The sequence below is a fragment of the Candidatus Sysuiplasma jiujiangense genome (assembly GCA_019721075.1).
In the GTDB taxonomy this organism is placed as follows: Archaea; Thermoplasmatota; Thermoplasmata; order Sysuiplasmatales; family Sysuiplasmataceae; genus Sysuiplasma; species Sysuiplasma jiujiangense.
In genome coordinates, this window is sequence record JAHEAD010000001.1 from 306711 (window position 1) to 332448 (window position 25738).

Annotated in this window: 32 protein-coding genes and 1 tRNA gene; 18 read left to right on the forward strand and 15 right to left on the reverse strand. The window is 47.5% G+C overall.

Features of this window, described 5'->3' with window-relative positions:
* Positions 1-49 precede the first annotated feature (49 nt).
* Positions 50-340: a hypothetical protein gene (locus KIS29_01535; protein ID MBX8639007.1), complete on the reverse strand. Its 291-nt coding sequence runs from the start codon at positions 338-340 to the stop codon at positions 50-52.
* An 86-nt stretch (positions 341-426) separates the two neighbouring features.
* On the opposite strand from KIS29_01535, the gene KIS29_01540 reads away from it, so the two are divergent.
* A complete protein-coding gene (locus KIS29_01540; protein MBX8639008.1) occupies positions 427-1194 on the forward strand; it encodes a DNA adenine methylase in 768 nt (255 codons plus the stop codon).
* A gap of 60 nt (positions 1195-1254) precedes the next feature.
* Here KIS29_01540 and KIS29_01545 read toward each other — a convergent pair whose 3' ends face one another.
* From KIS29_01545 to KIS29_01580, 8 genes are all read right to left on the reverse strand, one after another.
* The gene (locus tag KIS29_01545; protein MBX8639009.1) at positions 1255-2295 is read right to left on the reverse strand and encodes a hypothetical protein; all 1041 of its coding nucleotides are present in this window, start codon (positions 2293-2295) and stop codon (positions 1255-1257) included.
* Between the two features lie 41 nt (positions 2296-2336).
* Positions 2337-2825 (reverse strand): hypothetical protein, encoded by a 489-nt coding sequence (locus KIS29_01550; protein MBX8639010.1) that lies wholly within the window; start codon positions 2823-2825, stop codon positions 2337-2339.
* Between the two features lie 37 nt (positions 2826-2862).
* Positions 2863-3009, reverse strand: a complete 147-nt coding sequence (locus KIS29_01555) for a hypothetical protein (GenBank protein ID MBX8639011.1) — start codon at positions 3007-3009, stop codon at positions 2863-2865.
* A 15-nt stretch (positions 3010-3024) separates the two neighbouring features.
* A complete protein-coding gene (locus KIS29_01560) occupies positions 3025-4143 on the reverse strand; it encodes a hypothetical protein (GenBank protein MBX8639012.1) in 1119 nt (372 codons plus the stop codon).
* Positions 4144-4223: 80 nt separating this feature from the next.
* Positions 4224-4511, reverse strand: coding sequence for a hypothetical protein (locus KIS29_01565; GenBank protein MBX8639013.1), 288 nt, complete (start codon positions 4509-4511; stop codon positions 4224-4226).
* Entirely contained in the window at positions 4508-4660 is a 153-nt protein-coding gene (locus tag KIS29_01570) for a hypothetical protein (protein ID MBX8639014.1), read from the reverse strand. Before KIS29_01570 ends, KIS29_01565 begins: the two co-directional genes overlap by 4 nt.
* 10 nt (positions 4661-4670) lie before the next feature.
* Positions 4671-5630 carry a hypothetical protein gene (locus tag KIS29_01575; protein MBX8639015.1) on the reverse strand — a complete coding sequence of 320 codons (960 nt, stop codon included), beginning with the start codon at positions 5628-5630 and terminating at the stop codon, positions 4671-4673.
* An 80-nt stretch (positions 5631-5710) separates the two neighbouring features.
* Entirely contained in the window at positions 5711-5998 is a 288-nt protein-coding gene (locus KIS29_01580; GenBank protein MBX8639016.1) for a winged helix-turn-helix transcriptional regulator, read from the reverse strand.
* A 99-nt stretch (positions 5999-6097) separates the two neighbouring features.
* Between KIS29_01580 and KIS29_01585 the strand changes: the two genes are divergently transcribed.
* The 10 genes from KIS29_01585 to KIS29_01630 all read left to right on the forward strand — a co-directional run bounded on the left by KIS29_01585 (position 6098) and on the right by KIS29_01630 (position 10605).
* Positions 6098-6292 (forward strand): hypothetical protein, encoded by a 195-nt coding sequence (locus KIS29_01585; GenBank protein MBX8639017.1) that lies wholly within the window; start codon positions 6098-6100, stop codon positions 6290-6292.
* Entirely contained in the window at positions 6289-6846 is a 558-nt protein-coding gene (locus tag KIS29_01590; protein MBX8639018.1) for a hypothetical protein, read from the forward strand. Before KIS29_01585 ends, KIS29_01590 begins: the two co-directional genes overlap by 4 nt.
* On the forward strand, positions 6843-7061 hold the full coding sequence (locus KIS29_01595; protein MBX8639019.1) for a hypothetical protein: 219 nt from the start codon (positions 6843-6845) through the stop codon (positions 7059-7061). The genes KIS29_01590 and KIS29_01595 overlap by 4 nt, the downstream gene beginning before the upstream one ends.
* Positions 7058-7288 carry a hypothetical protein gene (locus tag KIS29_01600; GenBank protein ID MBX8639020.1) on the forward strand — a complete coding sequence of 77 codons (231 nt, stop codon included), beginning with the start codon at positions 7058-7060 and terminating at the stop codon, positions 7286-7288. Before KIS29_01595 ends, KIS29_01600 begins: the two co-directional genes overlap by 4 nt.
* 230 nt (positions 7289-7518) lie before the next feature.
* Entirely contained in the window at positions 7519-7878 is a 360-nt protein-coding gene (locus KIS29_01605; GenBank protein MBX8639021.1) for a hypothetical protein, read from the forward strand.
* Between the two features lie 131 nt (positions 7879-8009).
* The gene (locus KIS29_01610; GenBank protein ID MBX8639022.1) at positions 8010-8276 is read left to right on the forward strand and encodes a hypothetical protein; all 267 of its coding nucleotides are present in this window, start codon (positions 8010-8012) and stop codon (positions 8274-8276) included.
* On the forward strand, positions 8273-8599 hold the full coding sequence (locus tag KIS29_01615; protein ID MBX8639023.1) for a hypothetical protein: 327 nt from the start codon (positions 8273-8275) through the stop codon (positions 8597-8599). The genes KIS29_01610 and KIS29_01615 overlap by 4 nt, the downstream gene beginning before the upstream one ends.
* Positions 8600-8714: 115 nt before the next feature.
* Positions 8715-9182, forward strand: coding sequence for a nucleoside triphosphate pyrophosphohydrolase family protein (locus tag KIS29_01620; GenBank protein ID MBX8639024.1), 468 nt, complete (start codon positions 8715-8717; stop codon positions 9180-9182).
* Complete coding sequence (locus KIS29_01625) at positions 9179-9661, forward strand: hypothetical protein (GenBank protein MBX8639025.1); 483 nt, start codon at positions 9179-9181, stop codon at positions 9659-9661. Before KIS29_01620 ends, KIS29_01625 begins: the two co-directional genes overlap by 4 nt.
* Positions 9658-10605: a tyrosine-type recombinase/integrase gene (locus tag KIS29_01630; GenBank protein ID MBX8639026.1), complete on the forward strand. Its 948-nt coding sequence runs from the start codon at positions 9658-9660 to the stop codon at positions 10603-10605. Before KIS29_01625 ends, KIS29_01630 begins: the two co-directional genes overlap by 4 nt.
* Here KIS29_01630 and KIS29_01635 read toward each other — a convergent pair.
* Positions 10587-10673 (reverse strand) — tRNA-Gly (locus KIS29_01635). The two genes, KIS29_01630 and KIS29_01635, sit on opposite strands and share 19 nt — an antisense overlap.
* Before the next feature lie 218 nt (positions 10674-10891).
* Between KIS29_01635 and KIS29_01640 the strand changes: the two genes are divergently transcribed.
* Positions 10892-11167: a hypothetical protein gene (locus tag KIS29_01640; GenBank protein ID MBX8639027.1), complete on the forward strand. Its 276-nt coding sequence runs from the start codon at positions 10892-10894 to the stop codon at positions 11165-11167.
* Positions 11168-11172: 5 nt separating this feature from the next.
* Positions 11173-12462, forward strand: coding sequence for a tRNA pseudouridine(13) synthase TruD (gene truD, locus KIS29_01645; protein MBX8639028.1), 1290 nt, complete (start codon positions 11173-11175; stop codon positions 12460-12462).
* 7 nt (positions 12463-12469) lie between these two features.
* On the opposite strand, the gene KIS29_01650 is transcribed toward truD, so the two are convergent.
* From KIS29_01650 to KIS29_01660, 3 genes are all read right to left on the reverse strand, one after another.
* Complete coding sequence (locus tag KIS29_01650; GenBank protein ID MBX8639029.1) at positions 12470-16606, reverse strand: tetratricopeptide repeat protein; 4137 nt, start codon at positions 16604-16606, stop codon at positions 12470-12472.
* A 116-nt stretch (positions 16607-16722) separates the two neighbouring features.
* Entirely contained in the window at positions 16723-18021 is a 1299-nt protein-coding gene (locus KIS29_01655; protein ID MBX8639030.1) for an NAD(P)/FAD-dependent oxidoreductase, read from the reverse strand.
* Positions 18022-18045: 24 nt separating this feature from the next.
* Positions 18046-18453 (reverse strand): hypothetical protein, encoded by a 408-nt coding sequence (locus tag KIS29_01660; protein MBX8639031.1) that lies wholly within the window; start codon positions 18451-18453, stop codon positions 18046-18048.
* Positions 18454-19749: 1296 nt separating this feature from the next.
* On the opposite strand from KIS29_01660, the gene KIS29_01665 reads away from it, so the two are divergent.
* From KIS29_01665 to KIS29_01680, 4 genes are all read left to right on the forward strand, one after another.
* A complete protein-coding gene (locus KIS29_01665) occupies positions 19750-20418 on the forward strand; it encodes a hypothetical protein (protein ID MBX8639032.1) in 669 nt (222 codons plus the stop codon).
* A gap of 289 nt (positions 20419-20707) precedes the next feature.
* Complete coding sequence (locus KIS29_01670; GenBank protein ID MBX8639033.1) at positions 20708-21607, forward strand: NAD-binding protein; 900 nt, start codon at positions 20708-20710, stop codon at positions 21605-21607.
* A gap of 927 nt (positions 21608-22534) precedes the next feature.
* A complete protein-coding gene (locus tag KIS29_01675) occupies positions 22535-23329 on the forward strand; it encodes a PH domain-containing protein (protein ID MBX8639034.1) in 795 nt (264 codons plus the stop codon).
* An 82-nt stretch (positions 23330-23411) separates the two neighbouring features.
* A complete protein-coding gene (locus KIS29_01680; GenBank protein MBX8639035.1) occupies positions 23412-23549 on the forward strand; it encodes a hypothetical protein in 138 nt (45 codons plus the stop codon).
* Between the two features lie 569 nt (positions 23550-24118).
* On the opposite strand, the gene KIS29_01685 is transcribed toward KIS29_01680, so the two are convergent.
* Together KIS29_01685 and KIS29_01690 are read right to left on the reverse strand one after the other, a co-directional pair.
* Positions 24119-24487: a hypothetical protein gene (locus KIS29_01685; protein ID MBX8639036.1), complete on the reverse strand. Its 369-nt coding sequence runs from the start codon at positions 24485-24487 to the stop codon at positions 24119-24121.
* Positions 24488-24499: 12 nt separating this feature from the next.
* Positions 24500-24691: a hypothetical protein gene (locus KIS29_01690; protein MBX8639037.1), complete on the reverse strand. Its 192-nt coding sequence runs from the start codon at positions 24689-24691 to the stop codon at positions 24500-24502.
* 434 nt (positions 24692-25125) lie between these two features.
* Between KIS29_01690 and KIS29_01695 the strand changes: the two genes are divergently transcribed.
* Positions 25126-25738 (forward strand): hypothetical protein (locus KIS29_01695; protein MBX8639038.1); only part of this gene is annotated, 613 nt, incomplete at its 3' end.

Below are 25738 nucleotides of genomic sequence, written 5' to 3' on the forward strand. Positions count from 1 at the left end.
CTATTATCCACGTGCGGCCAATTGCAGAATTGATAATATGGAGGGCGCCTCAGTCTGTCCTACCGGAGTCAACAATTTGTATGATTTCCCGGAGCTTCCTGGCTACTTTCCTGCCTTTCAGGGTGCAGAATATGAGGTTTCTCGCCGGATAACTGTCATTGTCAATTCTGCTGCCGACGAGCCCCATTGCCTTGGCTTTCTCTATTGACGAGTAGAGTTGATGGACGGGAATCCCAGTCTCCTCGAGCACTTCGGTCAAGGGCTTCTCGCCATCCTGTGCCAGGTAGACGATGAGCCTGAGCAAGCCTGACTGCTTCTCCAGTGTCCGCAGCACGTCCATGGCAGTGTATCTGGATACTGCAATTAAGAGTTTCCGGTTGCGCAAGCAGAAAGAATATATCTGATGATTGCTGTTTCGACAATCATATGAGAACAAGGAGCCTGTTTCCCTATGCCGGCGGCAAGTTCTATCTCATGAATGAGATAAGGGGAGTGTTCGAGAAATCTGGCAGGCATGTGGCCATCGATGTGTTTGGAGGCTCGGGAAAATTCCTGCTGAATGTGGAAGCCAGAAATAAGGTTTACAATGACATTGACTCAAGGCTTGTCAATCTCTTCAGCGTAATCAAGGAGAGGCCCTTGGAGTTCAGGCAGAAATTTGAATCCTTCGTCTACTCGAGAGAGCTATTTGAGAAATATGTCGATGGGTCTGAAACCGGGGAACCTGTGGAGGATGCGTTCAGAACCTTCTACGTGTTCTACTGTTCATTTGCCGGCAAGGGAGGGACATTCGGATACCAGGTGAGGGACAGAAAATCGCTCGGTCGCAAGGTTGTGGACGTATCAGCAAGACTGCAGGATTTCCACAATGAAATACAGGGCTGGACAATCGAGCACCTGGACTTCAGGGACTTGATGAAGCGTTACGACAGTGAAGATGCATTTTTCTATCTGGACCCTCCGTATTTCGGAAGGAAGTTTTACCGGTACAATTTCACGGAAAAGGATTTCGAAGACTTGGCAGCTATGCTCCATGCGCTGAAGGGGAAGTATCTACTGAACATCAACAAGAACGAGTTTATACTCGACAGGTTCGGCGCGCCCTGCAGTGAAATGGAGTTCAAGAGCTTCTGTGATAACGCCAGAGTCAGTGGAAAGAGGGGGAGCAGGACGGAACTGTTCTATTGGAATTGATGATATTGAACCTCAGGCTCTTAATGACTCATTCTCCACAAATGAATTCAGTTACGCAACTCATGATGAAATGATATCTTGCTGATTCGTGGCTATTTTCTTGGCTGCCGTGGTCAAGGCATCTCTCTCGGGTAACTCATTCAGGAACTTCAAGAGAATGTTATCCTTGATTTGACGATATAGGTTCCTTCTCTTGACTTGATTCCGGCTGAAGACAAGTAGAGTGCTGTGACTGGTATCTGCACTTGCTTCACTCTTTCGCATCATACTTTGGACTGCCGTCCTCACTTCATCTATGTCTGAAAGGAAGCTGACAATTTGTTTATCCCGGAACACTGTATTTTCCCTTGATTCCAGAATGGGGTCCAATTGCGGCTCCTCCTCTCTGTTCTTGGATGCAGTATGCATGGCGAAATCAAGCAGCTCACGCTCCGGTGTCATCCTGCGTGGGCTGTAGTAAAAATAATACTCGGTGAGATCCTTTTCGACTGGAACCCTGCTCAAGTAGCAATAGCTTATAGCATGCTTGAGGTTGGGTATTCCTTCGCTTCTCATATCGCCAGCAAGAAGGGAGTCCACATCGGAGAACATCTCATACAAAAAATGGGCAATATCCCCATATTCCTTTTCACCTAATCTGTCCAACACATCACATAGGTCCTCATAATTTGAATCGAGTGAGCAATTCAGGCTAATGTTCTCATAAATGGAGACAAAATCTCTCTCTAGACTTAGCACTGCACTTACGGGAATCTCTTCCTCTATGAATGAAATCTTCCCATCAATCTTCAAAATGGCATCGGGAATTTTGCGCAGTATTGCTTCGACGTCCTTGTCACCAACCTCCATCGTTTCGCCACCTTGAAATTTCGACGGTGCATATCGCCAAACAGAGATGCCAGTCTCCTTGTATCCGAAGCGCATCGATAGGCGTTCTTTAAGCAGCTTGTAGAAGGATCCGATCAACTTGAGTCCGTAATTGTTCCGTCCATTTTCCCAAACCTGACTGTCTATGTCTGTGTTCAACTTCATGTATAACGCCACAGTCATCTCCCTCCCGAGATGAGAAAATATAAATATCGTTTCATGTCCAACACTCAAACTAATCCTCGAAGTTGTATTTAGCCTTTAAATGGTGGTTATTAAAACTGATTGAGAGTTGTTCGATTATTTTTCCAGTAATCGCTGAGGTCATCCGACTTGATGACCCAAATATCCATTTCCACCCCTTGGATTCTCACTGGTCCGCCACGACGAGTGCTCTTGTTTACGAGTATGTGCTTTGTGGGACTCCGTTTATCAGATCTCTGTTGTTCGTATCTTTGGCCCAGCTTTCCCCACTTGCCGCTTGTAACGATGAGCAGATACCTCACATCCAGACCGTTCATCCTCGCTGCGTTGAAGGTAACACCCAATTGGTCAATTGCCGTATCAATGTGGCCAACGCCCTTCCTTTCAACAACAATCCAATGACATGTAGTATAATGCCCCATCGCGTCTGCCTTTCGCTTTCCTTGAAGCCCGAACCTTTTCTCGATGTCCTCAGGTGAAAGTATCTCATCGACATCGCCTTCAGTAGGCAGGGGAATTATGAGTCGCCTCAGTTCATCTGGGACGTTGTCCTTAGTCATCTGCGCTCCTTCCTCGCTATGATTGTTCTGTCCGAGTTCACTCCCACTCCACCGTCAACCTCTCCTTCTTCTGCGTCTGTCCTCCGGACAGCGCCTTCCGCACATACAGTGTTCCAATCACAGGGTCTGTGAATGTCTTCTCCTGGAACCTGTAGGTGTTCTTCGTGGCACGGTCGAGTTTCAAAGTCGAGATGGTTAGTCACGATCCCTTCTCCGAAATCAAGTGTTGAGCCAACTTAATCAATGCCTTTGTAACGATGATGAGATATTCCGCGTCGGCGACCGAAATCTTCACTTGTTCTGGCGGATATGTTTTCTTGAAGTCCTCTATATGAAGGTCTATGGAAGCTTGATCTTTGAAACTTGTCCTTCCTTGCAACCTAGCGAATGCTCTACCCCATCGTTCCTTATAAGCAAAACTACTCTCACCAAGAGAAACCTTCAACGTCTGGTCCAATAAATCTCCAGCATTTCTGCAGTTAGCGCAAATACTCTTCGTATCCCATCTCATCAGAGATTTTTCTGCCAAATCAACGTATGCCCATGCATCTTTCAGCGTTCTTTCTCCCTTTGGAATCTCCACCACGAAGAATTCCCCGAGACCCAACACAGGAGCAATATCATTTATCCAGTCAGATGAAGCAATCTTGGCCTCGAATTTTGTCTCAAAATGCTCAACGCTAAGATAGCCAGCACCTTGTGTGTTTTGAGACGTATTGGACGAAAGTAGAACCAGATTGCCGCGAGGCTGCAGATATCTATCATTTAGGTACGCGTAGAGCAAAAGACTGATGTTGTTTACGTCTGTGCCAAATGTTTTCGACACCTGGCTCTTGAACTGTTCGGATAGAGGCACGCTATCAAAAGGAAATTCAACAACGTACGACATTTGAGTTTTATTCAAAACATAATCAACCAAGACTTTAATATCAATCTTTACGTCGCCTTTTCTGTCGAGTCTCCTACTTTCCTCGATGAAACTTAGCGATTGTCGGTCGAAAATAGCAACGGCGGAAATAACTTGCTCAACCTCTTCGAATTGTTCACCTATGTACCTTATCGCCTGAAGGGATGCGCCGCTGAATGAGACCTCGGGCATGAGCATCGCGATTGTTTTGTCTTGAATTGTAATCGACCCGCTCAGACTCAGAAGCGCTTCTTGGCTTCTGCGGTACCTCACACCAAAAGTGAAGCGTAATGCGGGTTTGAAATAATCGGTAGCCGCCAGTACGGATATGTGTTTTACATTCATCTTAGCACTCCCATAACTCTCTTCCACAATCGGCTTCCATCCATCACTCCTCCAGCACCTCCTCAATCTTCTTCAGTAGCTCTGCCACCTTCTTCTTGGCATTGATTAACTCGACGTTGTGTTGCTTGTTCATGGCGTTGCCATCCTCATTGTTTTTTACGCTCTTTCCGTTTCTTAAGGATGTCACATAGTGTTGAATCCACACTTCTTGCGATTAAAGCTGAGCCCCAGAGCATAAGAAATGCAGAGGCAACCACTACCGTCATCGCCGATAATGCTGCAACACAGTATGAGTTGAAGTGTGAGTTCTTGACAAAGCCTATTGCGCTGTTGGCAAAATAATTGAAACTGAAGACGACTCCCGCGACTACAAGCCCTACGCCAAAGGAGTACTTGATTTTCGGAAGTCCACCGTTTTCGTCTTTACTCGTCACCCCTCCAGCACCTCCTCAATCTTGCTCAGCAGTTCCGCAACCTTCTGCACATACAGCGTTACGATTACAGAGTCAGTTAACGTAATCTTCTGGAACCTGCAGGTGTTCTTTGTAGCACGGTTGAATGCAAGGCCGAGTTGCCAATTCATAGTTTTACTCCTATCTGGTCTTCCCTTCCTTTGTGGCTTCATCGTTGATTACAACCTGTGAAAGAATCTTAGATAGATACTCCATCAGGGAGACCGTCATTCTGAAACCGAGCAATGCGTCCTGATATGTCGACAAATAAATTTCTCTATGGGCACCTATCTGTAGGAATTGATCAACCTTCTTCTGAAGATTCCCAATGCTCTCGATCAGATTCTTCTGTGCGCCTACGATCTCGAAAATCCGCTCATCCTTTGAGGGTCTACCCTTCTCTGAATCCGACTTCTCGTTGATTGCTTTCTTTAGTTCATTCAGTTTGTTATTTAGATAGGGGTCAAACCTATCCCAGGAGGCTCTGAGGTCGGTAAGTATGTCTGAGGCGTCTGATTGCGGCCCGAGCAATAGTTTTTCATTGGCACTCTGAACCTTCTCAAAAACAGTGCTAAATCCTTCTAACTTAGGTCTCTCAATTTCCACAATCCATTTTTCTCCATAGCCAATATCAGCCAGAAATTTTGTCCATTTAGTTTGCGAAAATGACCACAAACCACCGAGTTGCAACGTTCCTGATGGATTTGGAGAGCCTGATCCTTGCCTTGTGTTGTCTGCACGAACTTCCTCATAGAAGCCCGTCAATTGTAGGTAGATGTCTATATCATCTGTCCTCTTTGACTCAATAAAATTAATAGCCTCCTGATTCAAGTAAAGATAGTAGCGCACTTGAGCTGACATTGTTGGTGTAATTTCTTGAAAACACAAAGATGAACTGCTTATAGTTACGCCACCAAAGCTGATTTCTAGGATGGAAGGTTTGATCCTATATGTGGTTCTTATTTGCATATTTGGTTGTTGTTGGAAAGTTCCATAATCGACCGAAATATTCAATTCCAACTCGACAACACAAAATGGAAGTCGGCTCCTAACTATCAGTTTTGGGTCGCCCTGTATCAATATCTTTCCATTATTTCCCACACCCTGCTCTGAATGAAATGGCATTTATTGTATGCCTCCACGTCTTGTCTGCTTAATGTCACTGATGTAGTTATCTTTCGTCACCCCTCCAGCACCTCCTCAATCTTCTTCAGGAGCTCAGCGACCCTCTTGCCCTTGGGGGTGAGCGAAATCATGTTGCGGGCAGGATAGGAGGAATTGTCGATGCGTTGGGTTATCAAACCAAGTTCCTTTAATTCTGAGATTGAACGTACTAGCTGATTGTTTGGAATGTCATAATCACCCAATATCTTTGTGAAATATGACTCCCCTTCAAGAAGATGATAAAGTAGTCTCAAAATTCCCGACTGCCGTTCGAGTTTCTTCAAACCTGACGCCCCGGCTTTCATCAGACCAACATCGGGTAGCTATCGGATAAGTTATAAGATTGTAATCGCTATTCGATACTGATATATACTTCGTCTATTATTATCTGATAGCGATGGAATATGAACCCTTCTGAGAGTATGTATGTCAGGATAGGTGCCTCAATACGAAGAGACCAAAAAGAATGGCTTGACGAGCACGCTGAGTATAGCATTTCCGGCATACTTCAGAAGGGAATAGACGAATTGATGGATGTTGAGAGGCTGCTTAAGGAAGGCAGAATCGTCCCAAAAGAAGAGCAGGAGGCCTCCCAATGACCGACCCCGGGCACTATCTGTGCTGCCTCTGCGGCGACAGGATAGAAACCCTTGAATCTCCCTTTGTTTTCACTTCGGAACGGCTGGGTAACGTGGATGCAGGCAGCGACGGAGTGCTGTGGCTGCCTGGCGCGAAGGCCCACAAGCTCTGCCACCAGAGGCTGGTTGAGAACGGGAACCGTTACCCTTCGAGTATCAATCGGCGCGTAAACATCCCTTTCCGTGTGAATATGTTAAGGGCGCTCTTTGAAGGGAGGAAGACCGCAACATCGAGGACAAAACGCTATGGTGTTCCCGGGGACACTTTTTCTGTTTCGGGACAGCTTTTCCGGATTCTCAAGGTCAGGACAGAGAAGCTCTCCATTGTCGCAAGGGAATATTGGGCAAAGGAGGGATGCGCGTCACCATCCGAATTCATCGCAACATGGGAGTGGATACATCCGCGCAAAGGATGGGATCCTGAGCAGTTCGTTTTCGTGCACGAGTTCGAGATGGTGAAAACTGACCGTGGCATCTGCCTGACTGACCAGAGAACTGTGGAGGTGGAGGCATGACCGATTTTGTGTGCCCTCGCTGCAGGTCGCCCGCTGAGATAAAGGACTACTTCTCCCTCGGCGGAGGAGAGAGCACCTACGTCATCGAGTGCACTTCCGATTCCTGCGCAGTATCCAGACCCATGAGGATAAGTTTGTCCGGTAACCGTTCTGCCGCGCGTGCTGCTACACTGGCTGAAATTTTTCTTCATCTCAAGGAGGGCGTAATGATATGAATCCGGAAACTGCCACTGTCACGCTGCAACCACAGAATCCTGGTAATCTGAGGACTTTCATCGCAATTTCCGAGGTGAAGAAAGACATGGAAACTCTCGCAACTCTGCTGGTTACTCCGAAGAGGCACTGGTCGCTCGAGGAGATTGCCGAGTGCCTGCAGAGCGATGCAAAGAGGCTGAGCGACCTCGAGAACAAGTTCAATTTTGAGAAGGAGGTGTTCGAGTAATGTGTAAATCCTGCAGCAGGCAGTGCGGGTGCCCTTGCGAACCCGAGGATATCATCCTTTCCGCGATAGGATTCCCATTCTGCATGCGATGCGAGCACCCCCTGGCTCTTCATGATTACAAGACATCCGGTGAGCATCCCATCCCCGAGCACCGGATGAAGGCTGCGGCTGTTCCGGCCTCAGAACCGATTCCCGGAATGCCGCAACCGGTTTACATGGAGATGAGGTGAATGGAACAGTTGGAAAAAGAGTATGTGATGGAAGCAAAGCAGAAGTGGAAGGAACTCACTGAAATGATGTCGTTCGAGCCTGAGGAAGTCAAACTCGCGACATTTCAGGGCCTTCTCAGACCCTTCGTTTACTGGTCGGAGAGCAGGCAGGGGAAGAAGCCCCCTGCTGCCGAGTTTTCCCCATGGTATGTGAAATACCATGAACTGAAACCGTCGAACGACAGGAGATATCTGTCAATCGAGACGAAGATTCCCGAAGACAGGTTCCGCGAAGTGCTCAAGGATGCCAAGATGCACGGCTATGCCTATGACCCCGACGGAAGGGGATTCCTGAAGGTTGGGGAGGGGGCGACAGCATGAACACAGTCCAAAAGCAGCCCGAGAAGGTGGCAGTGTGTGTCTCCTGCCTCGGTGACATACTCAAGGGTGAGGCTCTCGTCCGCGATAGAAAGGGAAACCCGTTACACGCATGGTGCAAGGGAGAGGATTGAATGGACATATTGAGGGGATGGATAGGCAGCGAAGTCTGCGCAACACGGCTCAGCGATAAGAAGGATGTGTGCGGAGTGCTCGAAGCAGTGGATGAGGATGGGATAATCATCCATGTGCAGGCATTCGAGCGGGAGGAGTTCGTCCCGAAGCACAACCTCAAGTGTGTTGAAAGGCAGGTTCAGGGAGAAAGGGAGGCGGCAGTGTCAGAAGGGATTGGGATGCAGTCCAGGGCGACAGACAAACTAAGGGAGGCGCTTCTCGCTTGAGAATAGAGAGGGTGGGATTCAGGCGGTTGCGCAGCTTCGGCGAATACGAGAACATGGGAATTGAGGTTGAGGCTTCGGTCGCGGAGGGCGAGACACCCGAACAGGTGTTTGAGGAGCTGCAGAAGTGGGGCGCAGACAGGCTCGCAGAGGCGATTGAAATGCCGAAGGTGTCCGAACTCCAAAAGGAGAAGAGGGAACTCGAGGAAAGCGTCTCGAACCTCAGAAGAGAGTGCTGGAACAGGAGCCGTGAGCTTGAGGACATTGCGCTGAGAATACGCAACCTGAAGCAACTCAGACTTGAAGAGGAGAGTGACGCGCAATGACATGGAAGTGCGAGATTTGCGGCGAGAAATTCGACGGGCATCTAATCAGACACACATTGGTGTGTTTAGTCCTGTCGACTGTCGAACTGATCAGACTGAGGAGGGCGGTGGCGAAATGAAAGACTCGCTTACTCTCGATGAGTATCAGCTTCTCGCTTCGCGTACGGCCAACGGCATCGATAACCAGACTGACCGAAGATTCAACGCGCTGCTCGGCCTGATTGGCGAAACCGGTGAATTTGTGGAGAATGCCTTCAGGCGGCCTGTGGTCACAGGCAGTTTCATGAGGCAATATTCTGAGTTTGTGGATATAGTGGTTGAGTTCGGTCGCGAATCCGAACGAATCAAGCATGAACTCTTCCACAAACATCCGAAGGGGCACAAAATCGAGGAGCCGAAACTGACAATGGAGAACTGCAGGGAAGAGCTCGGCGATATTCTCTGGTATCTGACATGGCTCTGCTCAGAGTTTGGATTCAGCCTCGAAGAAGTAGCGCAGGCGAATATCGACAAACTCCGGGAACGCTACCCGGAAGGTTTCAGCGTCGAACGGAGCATCAACAGGAAGGAGGCAGGAAAATGACATTGGCAGGCAACGCACCATACTCTGACACGGAAGTTCCGGCAGACAAGTCGAAGTTCCAGATAGAGCAACTGTTGAAGAAGTACGGCGTGTCTGGGTCGCAGTGGACAACCGACTGGGAAAACAACAGAGTCATGTTGCGTTTCGTGTTGACCAACAGGGAGGGGAGAAGGATCGGCATTCAGCTGGAACCCCCGATGTTCATGTCGAAGCACAGGACATGGGACAAGACAAGGGGCAGGCACGTTATTGAGGAATCGCCCAATTGGGCTCAGTCCATGAGGCTCTTCTACTACTACATCAAGAGCAAGCTCGAGGCAGTCTCCTGGGGACTGAGGGAAGTCGAGCAGGAGTTCCTCAACGACATCATTGTAAGGGACAGCGCAGGAAGAGAAACAACGGTGGGCAGACTTGTAAGCCGCAATGCGCTTGCGGATCAGAAGCTGGAGTATGAGAAACTTCGGGAGGCTCAGGAATGAATCCGTCACAAGGCAGGACTCTTTCTCCCGATGAAAAGGCTGGATTCAGGACTTGGGCAGTGGGAACGGGGAAGTACTCGGTGGCAACCGCAAAGAGGATGGCCGGCAGGGTGGCGAGGCTGTCTCTGATTCTTGATGTTTTCAATCCCGTTGCAGAGGAATACTGGAAATGGGTGGAGAAGGAGCTGTCCCGCGGGAAGAAGGAGAAATCCGTGGCCAATGACATCTGCGACCTGAACGCATGGTTCGAGTACAAGCACATTTCTGTGAACCTGCCAAAATTGAGGCAGAGAAGGTCGCCGGAACCATGGGTTCCCGACGACAATATTGTGCTTGCGATGATATCGAGGCAGGACAGGAGGCCTGACAGGTCAGCTGCTGCCAGGGACAAGGTGATTATCGAGATTTTTGCCTTCGGAGGCATCCGCGTGGGGGAACTCGTCCAGCTCAACCTGGACGATCTGCGGGACGGTCTGCTGCATGTGCGGAGCGAGAAAAGGGAAAAGGAGCGTATGATAGGCCTTCCGGACTTTGTGATGAACGACATCAGTCGCTACATTACCACCTACAGGATAGAAACATCAAACGCGCTTTTCACCACGAAGAAGGGAAGAGTGACATACGATTACATCAGGAAAATCATAAAGCAGGAAGGAGCGAGAGTCGGCGCGCCGGGAATGCACCCTCACGCCCTCCGGCATTTCTGCGGGACGGCGCTGGTGAACGCCGGCGTGAACCTGAGGGCGGTCCAAATGCACCTGGGCCATGCCTCCATCAGCACGACACAAATATACACGCACCTGAAGGAGACAAAGGTGGCGGAGGTCGTGGCCAGCGCTTTTGAAAACTGCTTTCGGAAAGAGGTGGGAAAAACGGAATTTGGGAAAGAAGTCGTGAATGCATGTGAAGGTGGGAATGTACCAAGTGCAGGTGTCGGGATTTGAACCCGACTTGTTGGCTTTCATCCTTACGATGGAAGGCCAAAATCCTAACCAGACTAGATTACACCTGCAACCGGTGAGAGCAGAAAAGCGCCGCCATATTATCTTTTTTGGTCTCTCTTCTATCTGTGTGCATTAGCTCTCCTCCGATGGACTAGCAGAAGATTGCAGCATATTGGATTGAATATGAATTTGCGGAAGGAGTCTTTCATTTCATTTCACTTCATTTTCGTGCTCTGGATTCAGACTAAAGCTTAATATTCAGGTTACCAATGCATTTTCGAAATCTATGGAACTCAAGGTAATCAGGGAAAAGGACAGGGAGATAGAAATAGGAGCTATTGGGGCAGATGATTCTCTAATGTACCCTCTACTTATGGAGATGTTAAAAAACGAGAAGGTCGCAGAAGCGAAATACATCAAAGGACATCCTGATCTTGATGTTCCTTCATTGTATGTAAGGATGAGTTCGGGCGATCCTAAAACAGCATTGAAGAAGGCGGCAGAATCTCTCAACGAAGATTTTTCCTCTTTAAAGAAGAAGGTTGAGAAGAAGCTGAAATAATTCCTATGTCAGGTCCAACGTCTTCCCAATCTGATATTGCAATAGGAATGAGAGTTTATCTCACCCATTCTGAAGGCATTGGAGGCGCAATAAAGAACGAAGCTGATGATTTCATCGTTGATGAAATACCTATACTTCCTCAGCAGAAGGAAGGTGGACGCTACTCGATATGCAAGGTCACCGTCAGGAACTGGGAAACAAACAGACTTATTAGGGAAATTTCCCGGAGGCTGCATATCAGCAGGAAGAGGATCGGTTTTGCCGGAACCAAAGACAAGAAAGGAATTACTTCACAGTTCATGAGCTTCGAGGATGTTGATGAGAATGCTCTTCGTTCCCTGGATATCTCCGATGTCGACATACAGTTCATCCAGAGATCAGGCAGAAAACTCAATATCGGCGATCTCTGGGGGAACAGATTTTCTATCAGAATCAGAGACTGCGATTATTCGGGTGCTTCTCTCATTGACCGCGCAGAAGCAGTGGTTTCAGAACTTCGGGCCAACGGCGGCTTCGCGAATTTTTTTGGTGTCCAGCGTTTCGGAAGCATAAGGCCAAACACGCATATTGTTGGTTATCGGATAGCGAAGAGGGATTTCAAAGGGGCAGTTCATGCGTATGCGGGCAATCCTTCAGGAAATGAGAGTGAAGCTGTAAGACATGCAAGAACCTTGTTTGACGAAGGAGGGAATCCGGCAGACATACTACATTCGATGCCTGATGTAATGGTTTTCGAGAAAATGCTGATCGGGCATCTGTCTACACATCCAGACGATTACATTGGAGCGTTAAGGCTTTTACCGTCGAACCTGCTCATGATGTTTATACACGCACTTCAGGCAAAACTCTTCAACGATATCATCAGCATGCGAATTGAACAGCATCTGCCATTGAACTCAGCTATTGAAGGTGACATTGTTCTTCCGGCAGACGCCAGACATCTTCCTGACAGGGACAGACTGATAACCGTTAATCCTACAAATATATCGGCTGTCAATAATCAGATTTCCATTGGAAACGGTTTTGTGTCCGGCCTCCTTTTCGGGTACAAGTCTGTTTTCGCAACCGGGCCGCATGGTATTATTGAAAGGGAAGTCGTACGCATAAATGGTCTGAATGAGGAAGATTTTATTGTCCCCGAAATATCTGAATGCACTTCCTCCGGCAGCAGACGAGAAATACTTTCTCCGCTGACTCATGTGGAGATATCCGCTGATGGAAACAGTCTTTTGCTAAAGTTCGATCTTGTGCGCGGCAGCTATGCCACATCTCTCCTCAGGGAAATTATGAAATAATACACTCTCAAAGCCCGCCGCCTGCACTTCCTTCCTCCTCGTTCATCAATATTATGCCGCAGTTAGGACAGCTCCCTCCTGTTGCGGTAAGGCATTCGTCACATATGTTTGTCTGGCACGCTCCACATTCACCTATTGCATCCTTTCCATGATAGAGGCATTTTTCATCCTCCTGCTGAATTTCAACACGTTCTTCAGGCATACTTTCTTTTTTGCCATAATACTGTTCCATGAGCTCCTGTCTTGACTCGTAGTCGTTATAGATGCTGCTTTCCTGTGCCATAACCGGGGGAGAGACTACAACATAGTCAGAACGGTAACCGCTTTTTCCCATGGCAGCAAGACTTCCCATTATGAGTCTACCGGTGTAAATGCCAACATTCAGATTCCTGACAATCCCTATTGTATTCCTATCCTCGGGTCTCAGTTTTGTTGCCTTCTTCATAAGTTTTTCGAACCTGCTATCTTCAACACCTTCGATTATGTTCATCTGCTGCACTTTTCTTATGTATTCCAGTGACTGCTTGCACTCGTCGAGAGAATAAGATGTGAAGTTTGCAACTATGTCGCATAGTCTCAGACCGAGTGAAGCCGTCTTTTCATTTTTGAAGCATTTGAGCATTACTTCAGCTGACCTGTTTTCTATCGCCTCCCAGCCAGGATCACCTGCCGAAGGCACGGTAAGTGTTGTCGGCTCCTGAACAGCCTCGAATGCGTCATCTATTTCATCTATTGGTATTTTGCAAACTGAAAAAGCTTCCTCCCTTGTCGGTATCCTGTTCATTTCATATTCCAGCTTCAGGAGGGACTTTGCATTTTCCTCCGACTTCCGCTTCCTTTCCTTCAATACGCACAATTCGAGTTTCTCCTTTGCGTCTTCGTTACCTGGTTCGAGTTCCAGTGCCTTTGTAAGGAGTTCTTTTGCTTTACTGTAAAGGAAATCGTCGATATTCAGCGTTGCAAGCTCCAGGAGTGCCGATGGGAATTCTGGCTCAATACGTAAAGCTTCCTCAAGTGCCTTTCTTCCTTCAGAAACGAGCCCCTGTCTGCTAAGCGAGAGACCCAGATAACACCAGGCCTCTGCGTTCTCATGTTCCTTTCTTGTTAATTCATTTAACGTCATTGCTGCCGAAGAATATTTTCCGGTGCTGTACTCGCATATGCCCTTACCGAGAAGTATGTCGGTTCTCCCCGGTTCCATCTTCATTGCCTTTCCATACGAGTCAAGTGCTTCCTGGAACTTTTCAATATGCATCAGACAGTCTCCTCTGAACCTGTATATGTTGCCCGTGCATATTCCGGCTGCAAGAGCTCCGTTGAACACTTCAAGCGCGCTCGAAAAATTGCCTTCAACCATGAGAAGTTCGCCCTTCAGCTCAAGTGCAATGGAATCTTTCGGGTTGAGGGTGAGTGCCACATCAACAGAACGCTCAGCTTCAATGTACTGCTGAGTCGCCATAAGTATTCTGCTTCTGAGCGTCATGTGGCTGCTGGAGCCGGGATCCGACTGCATTGCCCTGTCAGCGTATTCAAGTGCATCAGAGTATCTCTTCATAGAAAGGTAGGCCTCTGCAACTCTGCCCGACAGCAATGGATTGTTTCCGTCAGTCTTCAATAACTCTAGAAGCAATGCGACTTCATCCGCAAATTTTCCCCGTTTGTGCAAGATACCCGCTTTTCGTAGAACAGCGGTTGTATCCGCTCCAAACTCGTCGATCGCCGAATCGTATATCGACAATGCGACATCATATTTTCCTTCACTTTCAAGAATGCTTCCCTTTTCCAGTAGAAGATCCCTGTCCCGGCCATGCTTCTCAATAATCATGTCGATAGTTTTGACTGCTGATGCGATGTTGTTTGTAGCGGCATATGCTGTCTTCAATGCGCTGAGAACATGTTGGTCCTTTGACTCACAGGCATTCAGAGACGCTATTGCCTCATCATATCTCTTCAATGCCAGCATCGTGAGACCTCTAATTCTCCAGGCGTTGACATTTTTCCTGTCGCTCCTTATGAGATTTTCGGCACTCTCCAAACACTTCTGGAACAGTTTTGCCTCATAGTAAAATGTCAGGCACTCCTCCTGCGCCCTGATTGAAGCTGCGAACATCTTTTCAATGGCACCAAATTCAGATATGGCTTCTTCCGTCCTGCCCATTGAATTAAGGAGTTTTGCCCTCCTCACGTAAACGAGCGGATCAACCGAACCGCACTTTATTGCTGCGCTGTAATGTTCCAACGCTTCTTCGCTTCTGTTCAATGAAATGAGTGCATCAGCGACCATTGCCTCGGCAAACTTCGCAGGGTATCCGAGTTTCATCGCGAGTCGTGCCGCGCTAATGGCTTCATCATACCTTCCTGCTCTGTTCAGCGCATCAGACTGCAGATAGAATCCTTCCGGTGTTTCCTTCTTTCTGATGTGTTCTTCCAGAACTTGAAGTGAACCGGCGGAATCTCCCTTTTCTAGCTTTATTTTAGCTAGCCTGTAAACGAGTCCAGAAGGTATTTTGTCGTTTGCCTTAATCGCATCAGTGAGAAGCCTCTCCTCTTTCTCAGCCATACCATGTCTTGCATAGAATGAACTCAGCAGTTCGACAGCGTCTATTGTGCTCCCGCTGGCATATAGTTTTTTAAAGCTGCGTTCGCTTTCTCTTGTCCGGCCCAATCTTTCAAGCGCGGTTGCCTTATTGTTGTAAACAGCCGCTGTCCTCTCGCCGACGGATAACATTGCATTGGCGCTTCTGAGCACCGTAAGATCATCTCTGGCGGCTTTCGCTATTTCGCATAAAACTTTAAGTGCATCTGCACTGCCAACCCTCAGAACGGTCTCTGAAAACGCCTCCGTCGCCTCTTTCTCTTTTCCTCCTTTTGCCATCACTGTGAGTTTCGTAATCAGCGCCTGAGTATTATCTCTGTGCTTCAGGAGAACACTGTCAGCTATCGACGATGCCTCCTCCAGTCTTCCCAGACCAAGAAGCACAGCCATTCTTTCCTCTTTCACGTCCTCGGTGCCAGGGAAATTTTCCTTTATGAACCTCAAAGCTTCTTCGAATCTGTTCAATGCTATCAGGGTTTCGAGTTTTATTTTTTTCAGCGATTTGCCTTCATAACCCATCTGGTTTGCAATTTCAGTTGATTTCAGTGAAAAATCATACATCCCTCTGTCGAAACTGGCAACTGCCAGATCTGCGAATATGGCACCCGTTGCAGTTCTGTCCCGTTCGTTCGAATCATCTGGATAAAACCGCAGCAGCTTGTTAGCTTCGTCTCTCCGACCGGTGCAGATGCAGGACTGGCAGAAATATCCGATGATATCCCTTTGCGTGATGCGTTTCTTTTCATTCGCCGACGATAATTCGTTATATGCATTTCTGTATTTTCCGAGTCTGGTCTGTACGACCCCAAGGGCAATCTGGCAATCATAATCATATTCGATACCCAGCGATGATGCAAGAAATTTTTCTGCCATCGCATTGTCTCCCGCATCTGCGAGGGCTATTCCTGCCGATTTCAATATTCCTGCAGAGCTACCGCCTTTTCTGAGCAGCAGCTTATAGAGCCTGAATGCTTCCCTTGCATTCCCTTTTTTCACAAGGGCATCTGCCTTGAGCCTGAATAATTCCCTCTTTTCCTTTTCCGATGAAGGTAGGCTGAGAAGCCTGTCAATGATTTCCATATTGTGCTCTTCTATGGAAAGTGCCTCTCTGTATGATTTCTTCGCTTCCGGAATGTTCCCTTTAACTTCATTTAGTTTACCCATGAGTATGAGGAAAACTGACCCGGATCCGGACCAGTCCCACGTCTTCAGGAAGTTTGCAGCCTCGCTCGCCTTTCGTTCGGAAAGAAGTGAATCCACAATAATTCTCTTGTCATTTAACTTCATTGATCGTTCTGGGATGAGCTTGAGGAATCTCGTTGCGAGATCCGAGTAACCCGAGCCGAAACTTGAGTAGCCCAGAACCCTCGCATACTGGCTGAACCTGTCCTCATCAATCGACATTCTGCCCCCTGACAACAGGTCAAACAGTTTCCTGAGACGCCGTTTCTTCAGGTGTGAGGTCGCCTCTATTCTCGACGACGCAATGGCTCTCTCCAATTCCTTTGCCGATCTCTCGGCCGCCCGGTACATCTGGTCTGAACGCATTTTCCCATCCCACTCTCGGATATTGTCTGACAGTTGTCAGCTCATATGTTATATTAGGTAGTAATAAATTTCTATGCATTACAGGCTGTAACTTCACTTCAAGGCTATTCGAAGAATCATTTGTAGTCTGTTCTGCTTACTATTCTCCTGTAGAATATTGCCAATGTCCAATCGAGGAGAATGCCCATTTTGTTTCTTATGGTGCTTATGTAGGCAAGGTGCACGAAACGCCAGCTGAGCCATCCTGGCAGTCCCTTTATAAGCACACCATTGCCGAACACGGATACCCCCTCAAATCTTCCGAGAGACAGCATTACACCTTTGTCTCTGTAGGTGAAGTTCATTACTGCCGTCTTCTCCGGCTGTTCGATTGTGTAAGCGAGATGGGTTCCGGCAAATTGGCCTTCCTGAACGGCAGCGGATGCAGTGGCAGGAACTGCTCCACCTTCCATCGTGGAAACATAGGCACAGTCTCCCAGTGCATAAACTTCACGAAACCTTGGCAATCTGAGTTGTTTGTCCACTACAATTCTCCCATTCTTTTTTTGCACTATAGCATCGTTCAAATCTGAAACTAGGGAATTAGGTCTAATTCCTGCAGTCCATATTGTCGTCTCGGATTGTATTTTGGAGCCATCAGAGAGCTCAATTTCCCTTCTTCCGACCGATTTCACTTTTTTCCCCAATACTACAGTAATGCCTTTTTCAGTCAGAACGGTCGTGCATAAGCGTGACACCCTTTCATCCAATTCAGGCATCAATCTCTTTTCTGCCTCTATAAGATAAATTCTTGCGTTATTTTTCAAATTCAGATCGGAATAGTATTTATGCAGTATCTTCAGATAGTCAGAAAGCGTTCCTGCAAGTTCTACTCCTGAAGATCCCCCGCCTACAACTACAAACGAAAGCAGTCTTCTTCTTTCATCTGCCTCTGTTTCTGGTGACGAGGCTATTTCGAGACACTTCAGGAGTTGGTTCCTGATGGCTTCTCCATCCTTCAATTTCTTAAGAAAAAAGGCGTTATCCTTTACACCCCGAATACCAAAATCATTGGGTTCAGAGCCAGGAGCCAATATAAGAAAATCGTAAGGAATCGTGGTCTTCTCCGTTTCCACCAGCTTATTCTCAATATCGACTCTCTTGACTTCCGCTTCGTAGAATTGAGCACCCAGACTTGCCGCGATGCTCCTGACGGGCTGAATAACATGATAAGGATTGGCGAGGCCAGAAGCTATCTGATATAACAATGGAGTGAAGAGGTGATAGTTTCTGTCGCTCACAATTGTAATGTCTACGGTGTCGACCGAGAGATCGCTTAACTTATCCGAAAGCGCCTTAGCAGCAGTAATTCCGGCGAATCCGGCTCCAACAACAAGAACTCTAATTTTTTCGCCCTTGTTTTCACTTTTTATCAAACTCTTGCCCCCTTCTTCGAATTTTCAATCATCCGTTACAGGAACATCAGAATTCAAAATTTTCTCAGAAAGGTTCGGATGTTCGACGAAATGCCTGAGTAATTTCATCTTCGTACAGCACTGCTTTTCTGTTTGTGGTAGCATGGTCAGAGTGGGAGGGTGTAGGTGAATGTCACGCTGAGGATTTGGCCTTAAATTGTGCTCAAATTCAGTCATTCCGTGTTCATCGTTGTTTACAGTCACACATCCTATCCGATTGTCGTACTTTGCATGTGAACTTAGGAGTCCCCTCAACCTCGTGAAATTTCCGTTACCTGCAATCATGGCTCTTGCCTTATTCATGAAGCGCGCAGATCGCTCTTTTGCAATGAAATGGAGTTTAGCGGAGAGATGAAGAACTTCTATGGACCTGCCTTCTTTTCTGCTTGTCATTGCATTGCCGCCCTCTTTTCCTTAACAGGTTTTAAGCAGATTTTCTGCATTCAAACGGCTTAAGATATCCAAGTGAAGAGTGTCATCTCTTCCCGCTGTAATGCCTGAGTGCACCGGAAGGCATCATCCCGCTCTCTACGAAGTTCATTGGCCGCGGATAAGATATAGTTGTTATTGAAATGACAGTACAGAGACACTGTCAGTCCATTGCCCCATTTTTCTTATTGTATCAAGTGTTATTACAGGCAAGGGTACACCCTCATATGAATGTTGTTGATGTGAGCTAGCGCTTTCCGTTGGACATGCCTGAATGGAATGTGCACATTACGTATTCCAACTACCGTATGGACTTCTGATGTACCTACATCAACATGATGCTGGAAATCCCACAGGCTGATGCATCTGCTACATGCACCCTTAATCTAAGTGTATGAACAGTGTCTGAAATCATTTGTATCCACACGTATGCAACGTCAACGTCAACGTATCATCATGTATCTGGACTGTCTGAGATGAGATCGCCCGTCCAAGGTAGTTCAGCCCGGGAAATTGCATCTTACCATGTTTTTACCATTGAGCACACCCCATCTTCCCATGGTTTCCAAGGTGGCTATAACCGTATGCGATGCTCTCTCCGGCGATCCACACAGAGATATCCTATTTCTCTGATTCGTCTGTCCAGAGACGATTTACAGGCTACTCTACCAAAGGTAGTAGGCCTGCGGTCTGATACGCAGAGGTCTTCCTGCAGTTCAAGGCAGGATTTCATCTGCGACAATAATCGCTCCGACCACCTTCTTATTGTCTTTCCCGGAAAGAGTGTTTTGTTAAGATCCCTGGCGGTCGATGGACATTGCTTCTTCTGAAAAAAGAGCTTCCTGAGTATTGCGCTTTCCTGTTTGGGCGAAATCACATTCCTGTCGTGACCGGCAAACCACATCAGAGTCGATAGATTGCCGAAACAGAAGCACCTAAGACTTGATCAACACTTTATTTTGACACTGAAATTGCAGTAATGAATAAACAGTCCGGCATTCACTGGCCCCTTGTTTTAAATCGGCATGAGATATTTTGGTAATAAGCATGGAGTCCGTTGTTCACTTTGCTTCCCGGCTTAAAAGTGTGAATCGCAGAAGAGTGCTCAAACCGGACTGCGAGAACATAAAGCAATTTATTCTCGATTAACCGAAGCATGTTTTCTGTACGTTCTAAATTCACTTACTATCGATATTTAAACGGTTACCCTTACCTGTAAGTTCTAATCTATTTATTTGAGATTAGTGAAAACCATAAATCATGTCCGAAGTAAAAAGTAAACAAATAACTATTGCTATAATTTCCTCAATCCTGTTTGCTTCAGGTATTTTCGGAGGTTTTCTCATTGCAAACGGACCACTTTCAGGGATCAGGGCAGCATCACCCCAAGCATCCGGCGCCTATCAGCTCGATCTCGTGATAACCACCAACAATTGGTATAATAATTCGATTGGTTATCAGCCATCTTACTTTGTTGTTCAAAATGGTAAACTGGTTTCTGCCGCAAACATATCCCTTCCAGGCAACGTGCCTATCCAAGTCACCATAGTGGATTATGATAATGGAAGTGCGATTGTCCCTTCCGAATTCGGCAACGTCACTGGCGTGTCCGGCAATAGTGTATTCCTAATAAATAATACAAATGTCAATTCAACCAACAGCCAAAATGGGCATCTCATGGTAAATGGTGGTTACTCTGCAAGCCATTTTGTTCCCGACAGTATTGCCCACACTTTTACTATCTTCAGGAATGGCAAAGTGGTCGTAAACATACCTGTGATGCCTTCCTCTACTGAATATGCGACATTCACCCTGTCTCCGGGTTCTTATGAATGGCACTGCGAAGCGCTCTGTGGAAGCGGTCCATATGGTGCAGCCGGTGCAATGCTTACGCCTGGATGGATGGATGGAACGATTTCAGTCAGCTGATTAAAACAGTATCAGCCATATTTAGGTACTAAACGTCTTCATTTTTATTCTATCACTCTGAACGAATTAAATTTAATATTTTCATCATCCCGATATGTTATGAGTAATGGAAGCCAGCTATTCAATTATGGAAAACACAATTGTTAATATCTGGTTCAGTTTTCACATGTGTGACAATAATATTCCAGTGTGAATTAATTTGATTTCAATATTCGTAATTCTGCGCAAAAGGTTCAAAAGTCTCTTTAACAGAAGGAGAGCACTTGCAATCATTCTTTTTAGCCTGTGTGTGATTATATTCGGCACTGTGGCATTCTATCTTGCTGAACCTGTTCTGCCGTCCGGCCAGAAGAATACGTTGTTCCTGTCATTTTACTGGGTGATGGAAACCATAACGACTGTGGGCTACGGGGACATTTATCCGGACAGCGTATCTGCCAAAATTGTATTCTTTGCTGTAATAATTCTTGGTATTGGTGCATTTGCAATGCTTGCAACCGAGGCTTCAGCATACATTATAGACGCAAAATTTTTAGAGTTCAGGGGATTACATCGTACCGCTTTGAAAAAACATGTTATCGTCGTCGGCTATAATGACTCGACTCAGGAGTTGATCAATCAGCTTTCCAGTCATAGCATTGATGCCCTTGTTATAGAATCGGGTTCAGATGCCTCCGCCATAAAATCGAGGGGAATTAATGTCATCGCCGGCGATCCTTTGTTGAGCGAAACTCTCGAAAGGGCGGGTATAGCGGATGCATACGCACTTGTCATTTCGGAAAAGCAGGATGAGCTTGCGGTCATGGTTGCTTTGAAGGCAAGAGAGATAAATCCGTCTGTAAAGGTCGTTTCCACATGTGCCAAATTCGAAGATTATGATATAATGAATGATGCGAAGATTGACACCGTAATACCGATATCCAGGATGCACGGCGGTATGCTTGCAAATGCCGTGACAGATTCAAATGGTATGTCCTTTCTCCTGGATATAATTACTGAGGAGAATGGCATTGCTCTGGACGAATTTGACATAACGGAGGAAACAGTGCTTTCCTCACTCCCCTTGAAACCAAATGAAAAACCGATCGCTATATGGCGCGACGGCAAGGCTACCACGATATTTGAGCCAGCGACTAAATTGAAAAAGGGAGACTCTGTCATAATTCTCAGTGCGCTTCCATCAAAATAGAAATTCATTTAGTGCATGGTGAAATTGCCGGAAGCGACACGTATGTTGTGAAGGTCTTTACCTAATAGGATCTATCCCGCTACGGATCTTCGCCACCTTGTCAAGTTTTTGCTGGTGTCCTTTAACATGCTAGGTTCTGCCCCGCCTCTTTTCGCCAGAGCAAAATCATACTTTGCCTTCAAGGAAAGCCCACGGTAAGCATCCTCGCGACAGCACTTTGTTCTCTGGTTGCAATAAGGAAGTCACACCACCTTCCTTACCACTTGTCAGATAGTATGTAACGGAAGTGTACGCCGCTGGGCCACCATAGCCGTCCCGCGATCACTTCCTCCTTTCTGCACTAGGCTTGTCCATGACGACTTGAAGTAGCACATCCTGTTCGGCTCTGGATATCGCGCTATTATCAGGCGCGCCTTGCAGTCATGTTACTGACGCCGAGGTAACGCCCCAGCAGGCGTGCTTACCAATGGTTAGCATTCGAAGAGTTCTAATGCAGCATTGCCTGACTAAGCACTTTACGGACTCCTGAGGAAGGCCTGAAGCTCTATTCGCACATGTTGCATCCATTATTATGTCGTCGAGACGCAGCAGTACGAAATGTTTCCTAGCCAAACCAACCGTATTTGGTCACGTGATGAGTTTCCAGATAATGTCGTCGTTCCTTATCCCATCGGCGGTCTTCGGCGCGATGCATGTGCTCAAAACGAGCAGTGAGGAGTGGAACTGCCACGAGATCAACTTTCAAATTCTTCTTTCTATACAGTCGCCAGAAAACTAAGTGAGGATACACATCTCGCATTACACTGTGTGCAAGTCCCAGGCATACTTTGGTATCGCTCAACTTCAGTTACACTGAGATAGTCTGAACTCGATATAACAGCTTCTGGTAATGTATATAAGCTGAGGCAACCTTCTCTCTTCTGTGAGATGATTGTGTCTTACTGTCCCAATTGTGGCAATCAGACAAATGTGGGGGCAAAATTCTGTGAGAATTGTGGTTATGCCCTCCAGAGTGCCACGGTTCAGACCATACAGACGCAGTCGCAGCGGGCTCCGGAACCCGTGTCAAAACTGGATTTTCTTAACGATGCCGTCATAAGAAATTATCCTCCCATCGCCCCAGCCACGAATCTGCCCTTCCGGCTGCAGGATGGAGAAATAATACTAAAGGAGTTCAGGCCGAAACGAAAGGTTATCGTCAAGTTCGCTTTTGGTGGGATAATAACTACCCTTTTTCTGTTACTTTTCCTGATCCTGCCACTCTCCTCGTTGTTACTTACTACCAGCGCTTCAGGTGGCAAGGCACCTGCCGCGCTGATCGTGATCGTCGGCGTCTTTGGCGTCCTTGTGGCACTCATCCTGATATTGAGCATCGTTTCTGGTTTTCTGGGTTATAAGAAGTACAGCTACTGGATTACCAACCATAGGACAATAGGCAGGCGCGGAATAATCGGATACACAATGGATTCCATGCCGCTGGAAAACGTCGCGGATGTTATAATCTCCAGAGGGATAATAGACAGAATACTTGGCCTTTCGACCGTGTATATTCAACCCATAGGAGGATCTGGTTTCATGGTGCCTGTCAGGGGAATGGGTTTAAATAGATTTGGAGGTACTAATAATTTCCAGGGACTGACCCCTAGCGAAGCCCCTGACATACAACAATTAATTTTTCATCTTCGGGATTTAAGGAAGAGGGAAACGGGTAGAATACTCTGAGTGATTCTTCATCCAAAATGTAATGTATCGGTTCAACTGCGAATCTGCATGCACTATGTATCTGTGAACACTTTCGCTTTCCTTGGTACAGAGCAGGGAAGTGGAACGCAGGAACATAAAACACGATGTCGAAACACTGAGACTGATATGGGATGAGATCGGTGCCCAGTTCTCCGAACCTGACACCGAACAGAGGAGAGGATGTGTGCCTTCTTCCTGACCGCCGCTCAGATGTTCAGTATCGTTTCACAAAGATCCGACGACGGATAAGGATGGGTGATGGAGGAAAGGGAAGGAAAGTGGAGGTGGCGCGGCTGACTGTCCCGAAGCATAGACAGCATTGTGAGAGTTCAGGAATGCGCTTCCCATCTCCCTCAGCTCATCCCTGTTATAGTGGCATCAGTGGCTCTGAAGGAACGATGTCATCCTGCGGCTGACGGGAAGCTCGACGGGATGCACACTGGGATCCTTCTTCGGATGGGATTTCACCACCATCTACGGATGCCTCCCAAGGAATCTACACACCTCGTCCGTGCCGTGGCAGGATGCCCCGTCGATGAACAGTATTGCCTTCTTCAGCTTCTTCCTTTTGCAGTATGCAGCGACGGTAGACAGGTGTCTCCTGAACTTCACGTTCCTCCGCCGTGGGAAGGAATTTCAGACAATGCTGCCTGTAGCGTAATCCAGCGTGATAAGGAAGTTACACCTGGTGGCATATCCGGACGTGGGCACGAACATCTCCGTTCCCTTCCTCACCCAGACGGATTCAAGTCTGGCAAGCAGCTCCATTCATTTCTCATGCTCGAAGAAGACGCCGACGCCTCTGCTCCTGAGTGCGGGGACTACGCTATTGTAGTTATCGACGATCTTCCTTTTCCTGTAGTCCCTGTGTATCGACCCGGATGCCCTCAGCTTCGGTCTCCCCCAGGCGCACTTCTTCTCTATGAGTGCCCTCCTGACAGTCGATGCGCTCACATGCATGCCCTCCTTCTCAAGCTGCATGGCCATGTCGTCAATGGTCCATCTGCCCCTCCAGATGAAGAATTCGACAGGCTCATGGCACAGCAGCTGCGGAATGCGTTTACTTGCCGCACTGCCATTTGAACTCAGCGCACGTTTCCTCTTCCTGTTCTTCAGCTCGGCGATGCCCTTCCTCATATATCCGGCAGTTCAGACCGAAACAGTCTTTTCACTGACGCCGTGTATGGCAGCCACATCCCTGACGCTCGAACTGCCGCCCCTCATGACGATATCCGAGCCCCTCCTGTATTCGCATTTCGATTTCGCATGGCACTCCTTCATGAATGAGCTCAGCTCATTCACTCTCTCTGACGATAAAGTAATTCCAGACTCTGGAGGCATCCCATCTCTCCAGACACCGGATGACACCGGGTAGATCACCTTTAACAAGAAGAATCGCTGAGAATATGGAATGAACATTTGAACGCGCAGCACCAGCATGCGGCGGACACATTTCAGCCGGGTAGTCCTCAAATCATACGCAGGAATGCTAAGTGTGTTACCGAAAGGTAGCTGCAGCCTGTATTGCATGGAGTTGTGTAAGCGTTGTGTTTCAGCCTCTGACCTGATAAAATTCGTGTCCAATCACAGACACAGGGACTGCCGGTCTTAAACTGTTTCTTCATACGATATGTACGCTAAGTGTCAGAACCTCCGAACAGGATCGTAATCTTCGTACGAAGATCGAGTGAAATATGCCTGTATTCCTGCTTTCCGGTCCTTTTGCCGCCTGCCCGCCGATCCTGTTATAACGTTCCGCCGCGAATCCACCCCTGATGCAGGGTGTGCTGAACAGGGAGCGACTCTACAGGTCGCTCACAACACTCGACATATTCGTGGACAGGGCACTGCACCTCACACCGAAGTCGACGACGCTGTCAGGCTTCAACTACAACAGAGACCTGCTGAAAGCGTCAATGGCTAACACTTACCTGGAGACTGTAGGCAGCAGGGCAGACAGCATTCATCTTGCTGTCAAGTCTGTGAATCCTTCAGACATATACTGGGCCTATCTCGGGACACTCCATGCCATGCTGCCCAGGACCGGCTTCACGGAGCATGATGCCGTCCTGGCCTTCGACCATACAGACGAGGAGTTCTACGGCAGCGTGGAAACTGCATGGATACACAACTGGACAGGGGAGCATGCGGTGACGGGCAGATTCAAATTCCTCACATGCGCACTCGTCGGCAGGGATGTGCCGGAGAAGGTGCCCCTCCTCTCCATCCCGGTGCACATAGGGTACAGCAACCCGGCCGATGTGTCGTTCATGCTGGAGCTTGTCCGCCCTCTGTTCCGCTCTATAAGGCTTGCCCTGTTCGACAGGGGGTTCTACAACAACGAGCTCATGCTCACGCTCTCCAGTTCGAATGTGCCGTATCTCATAT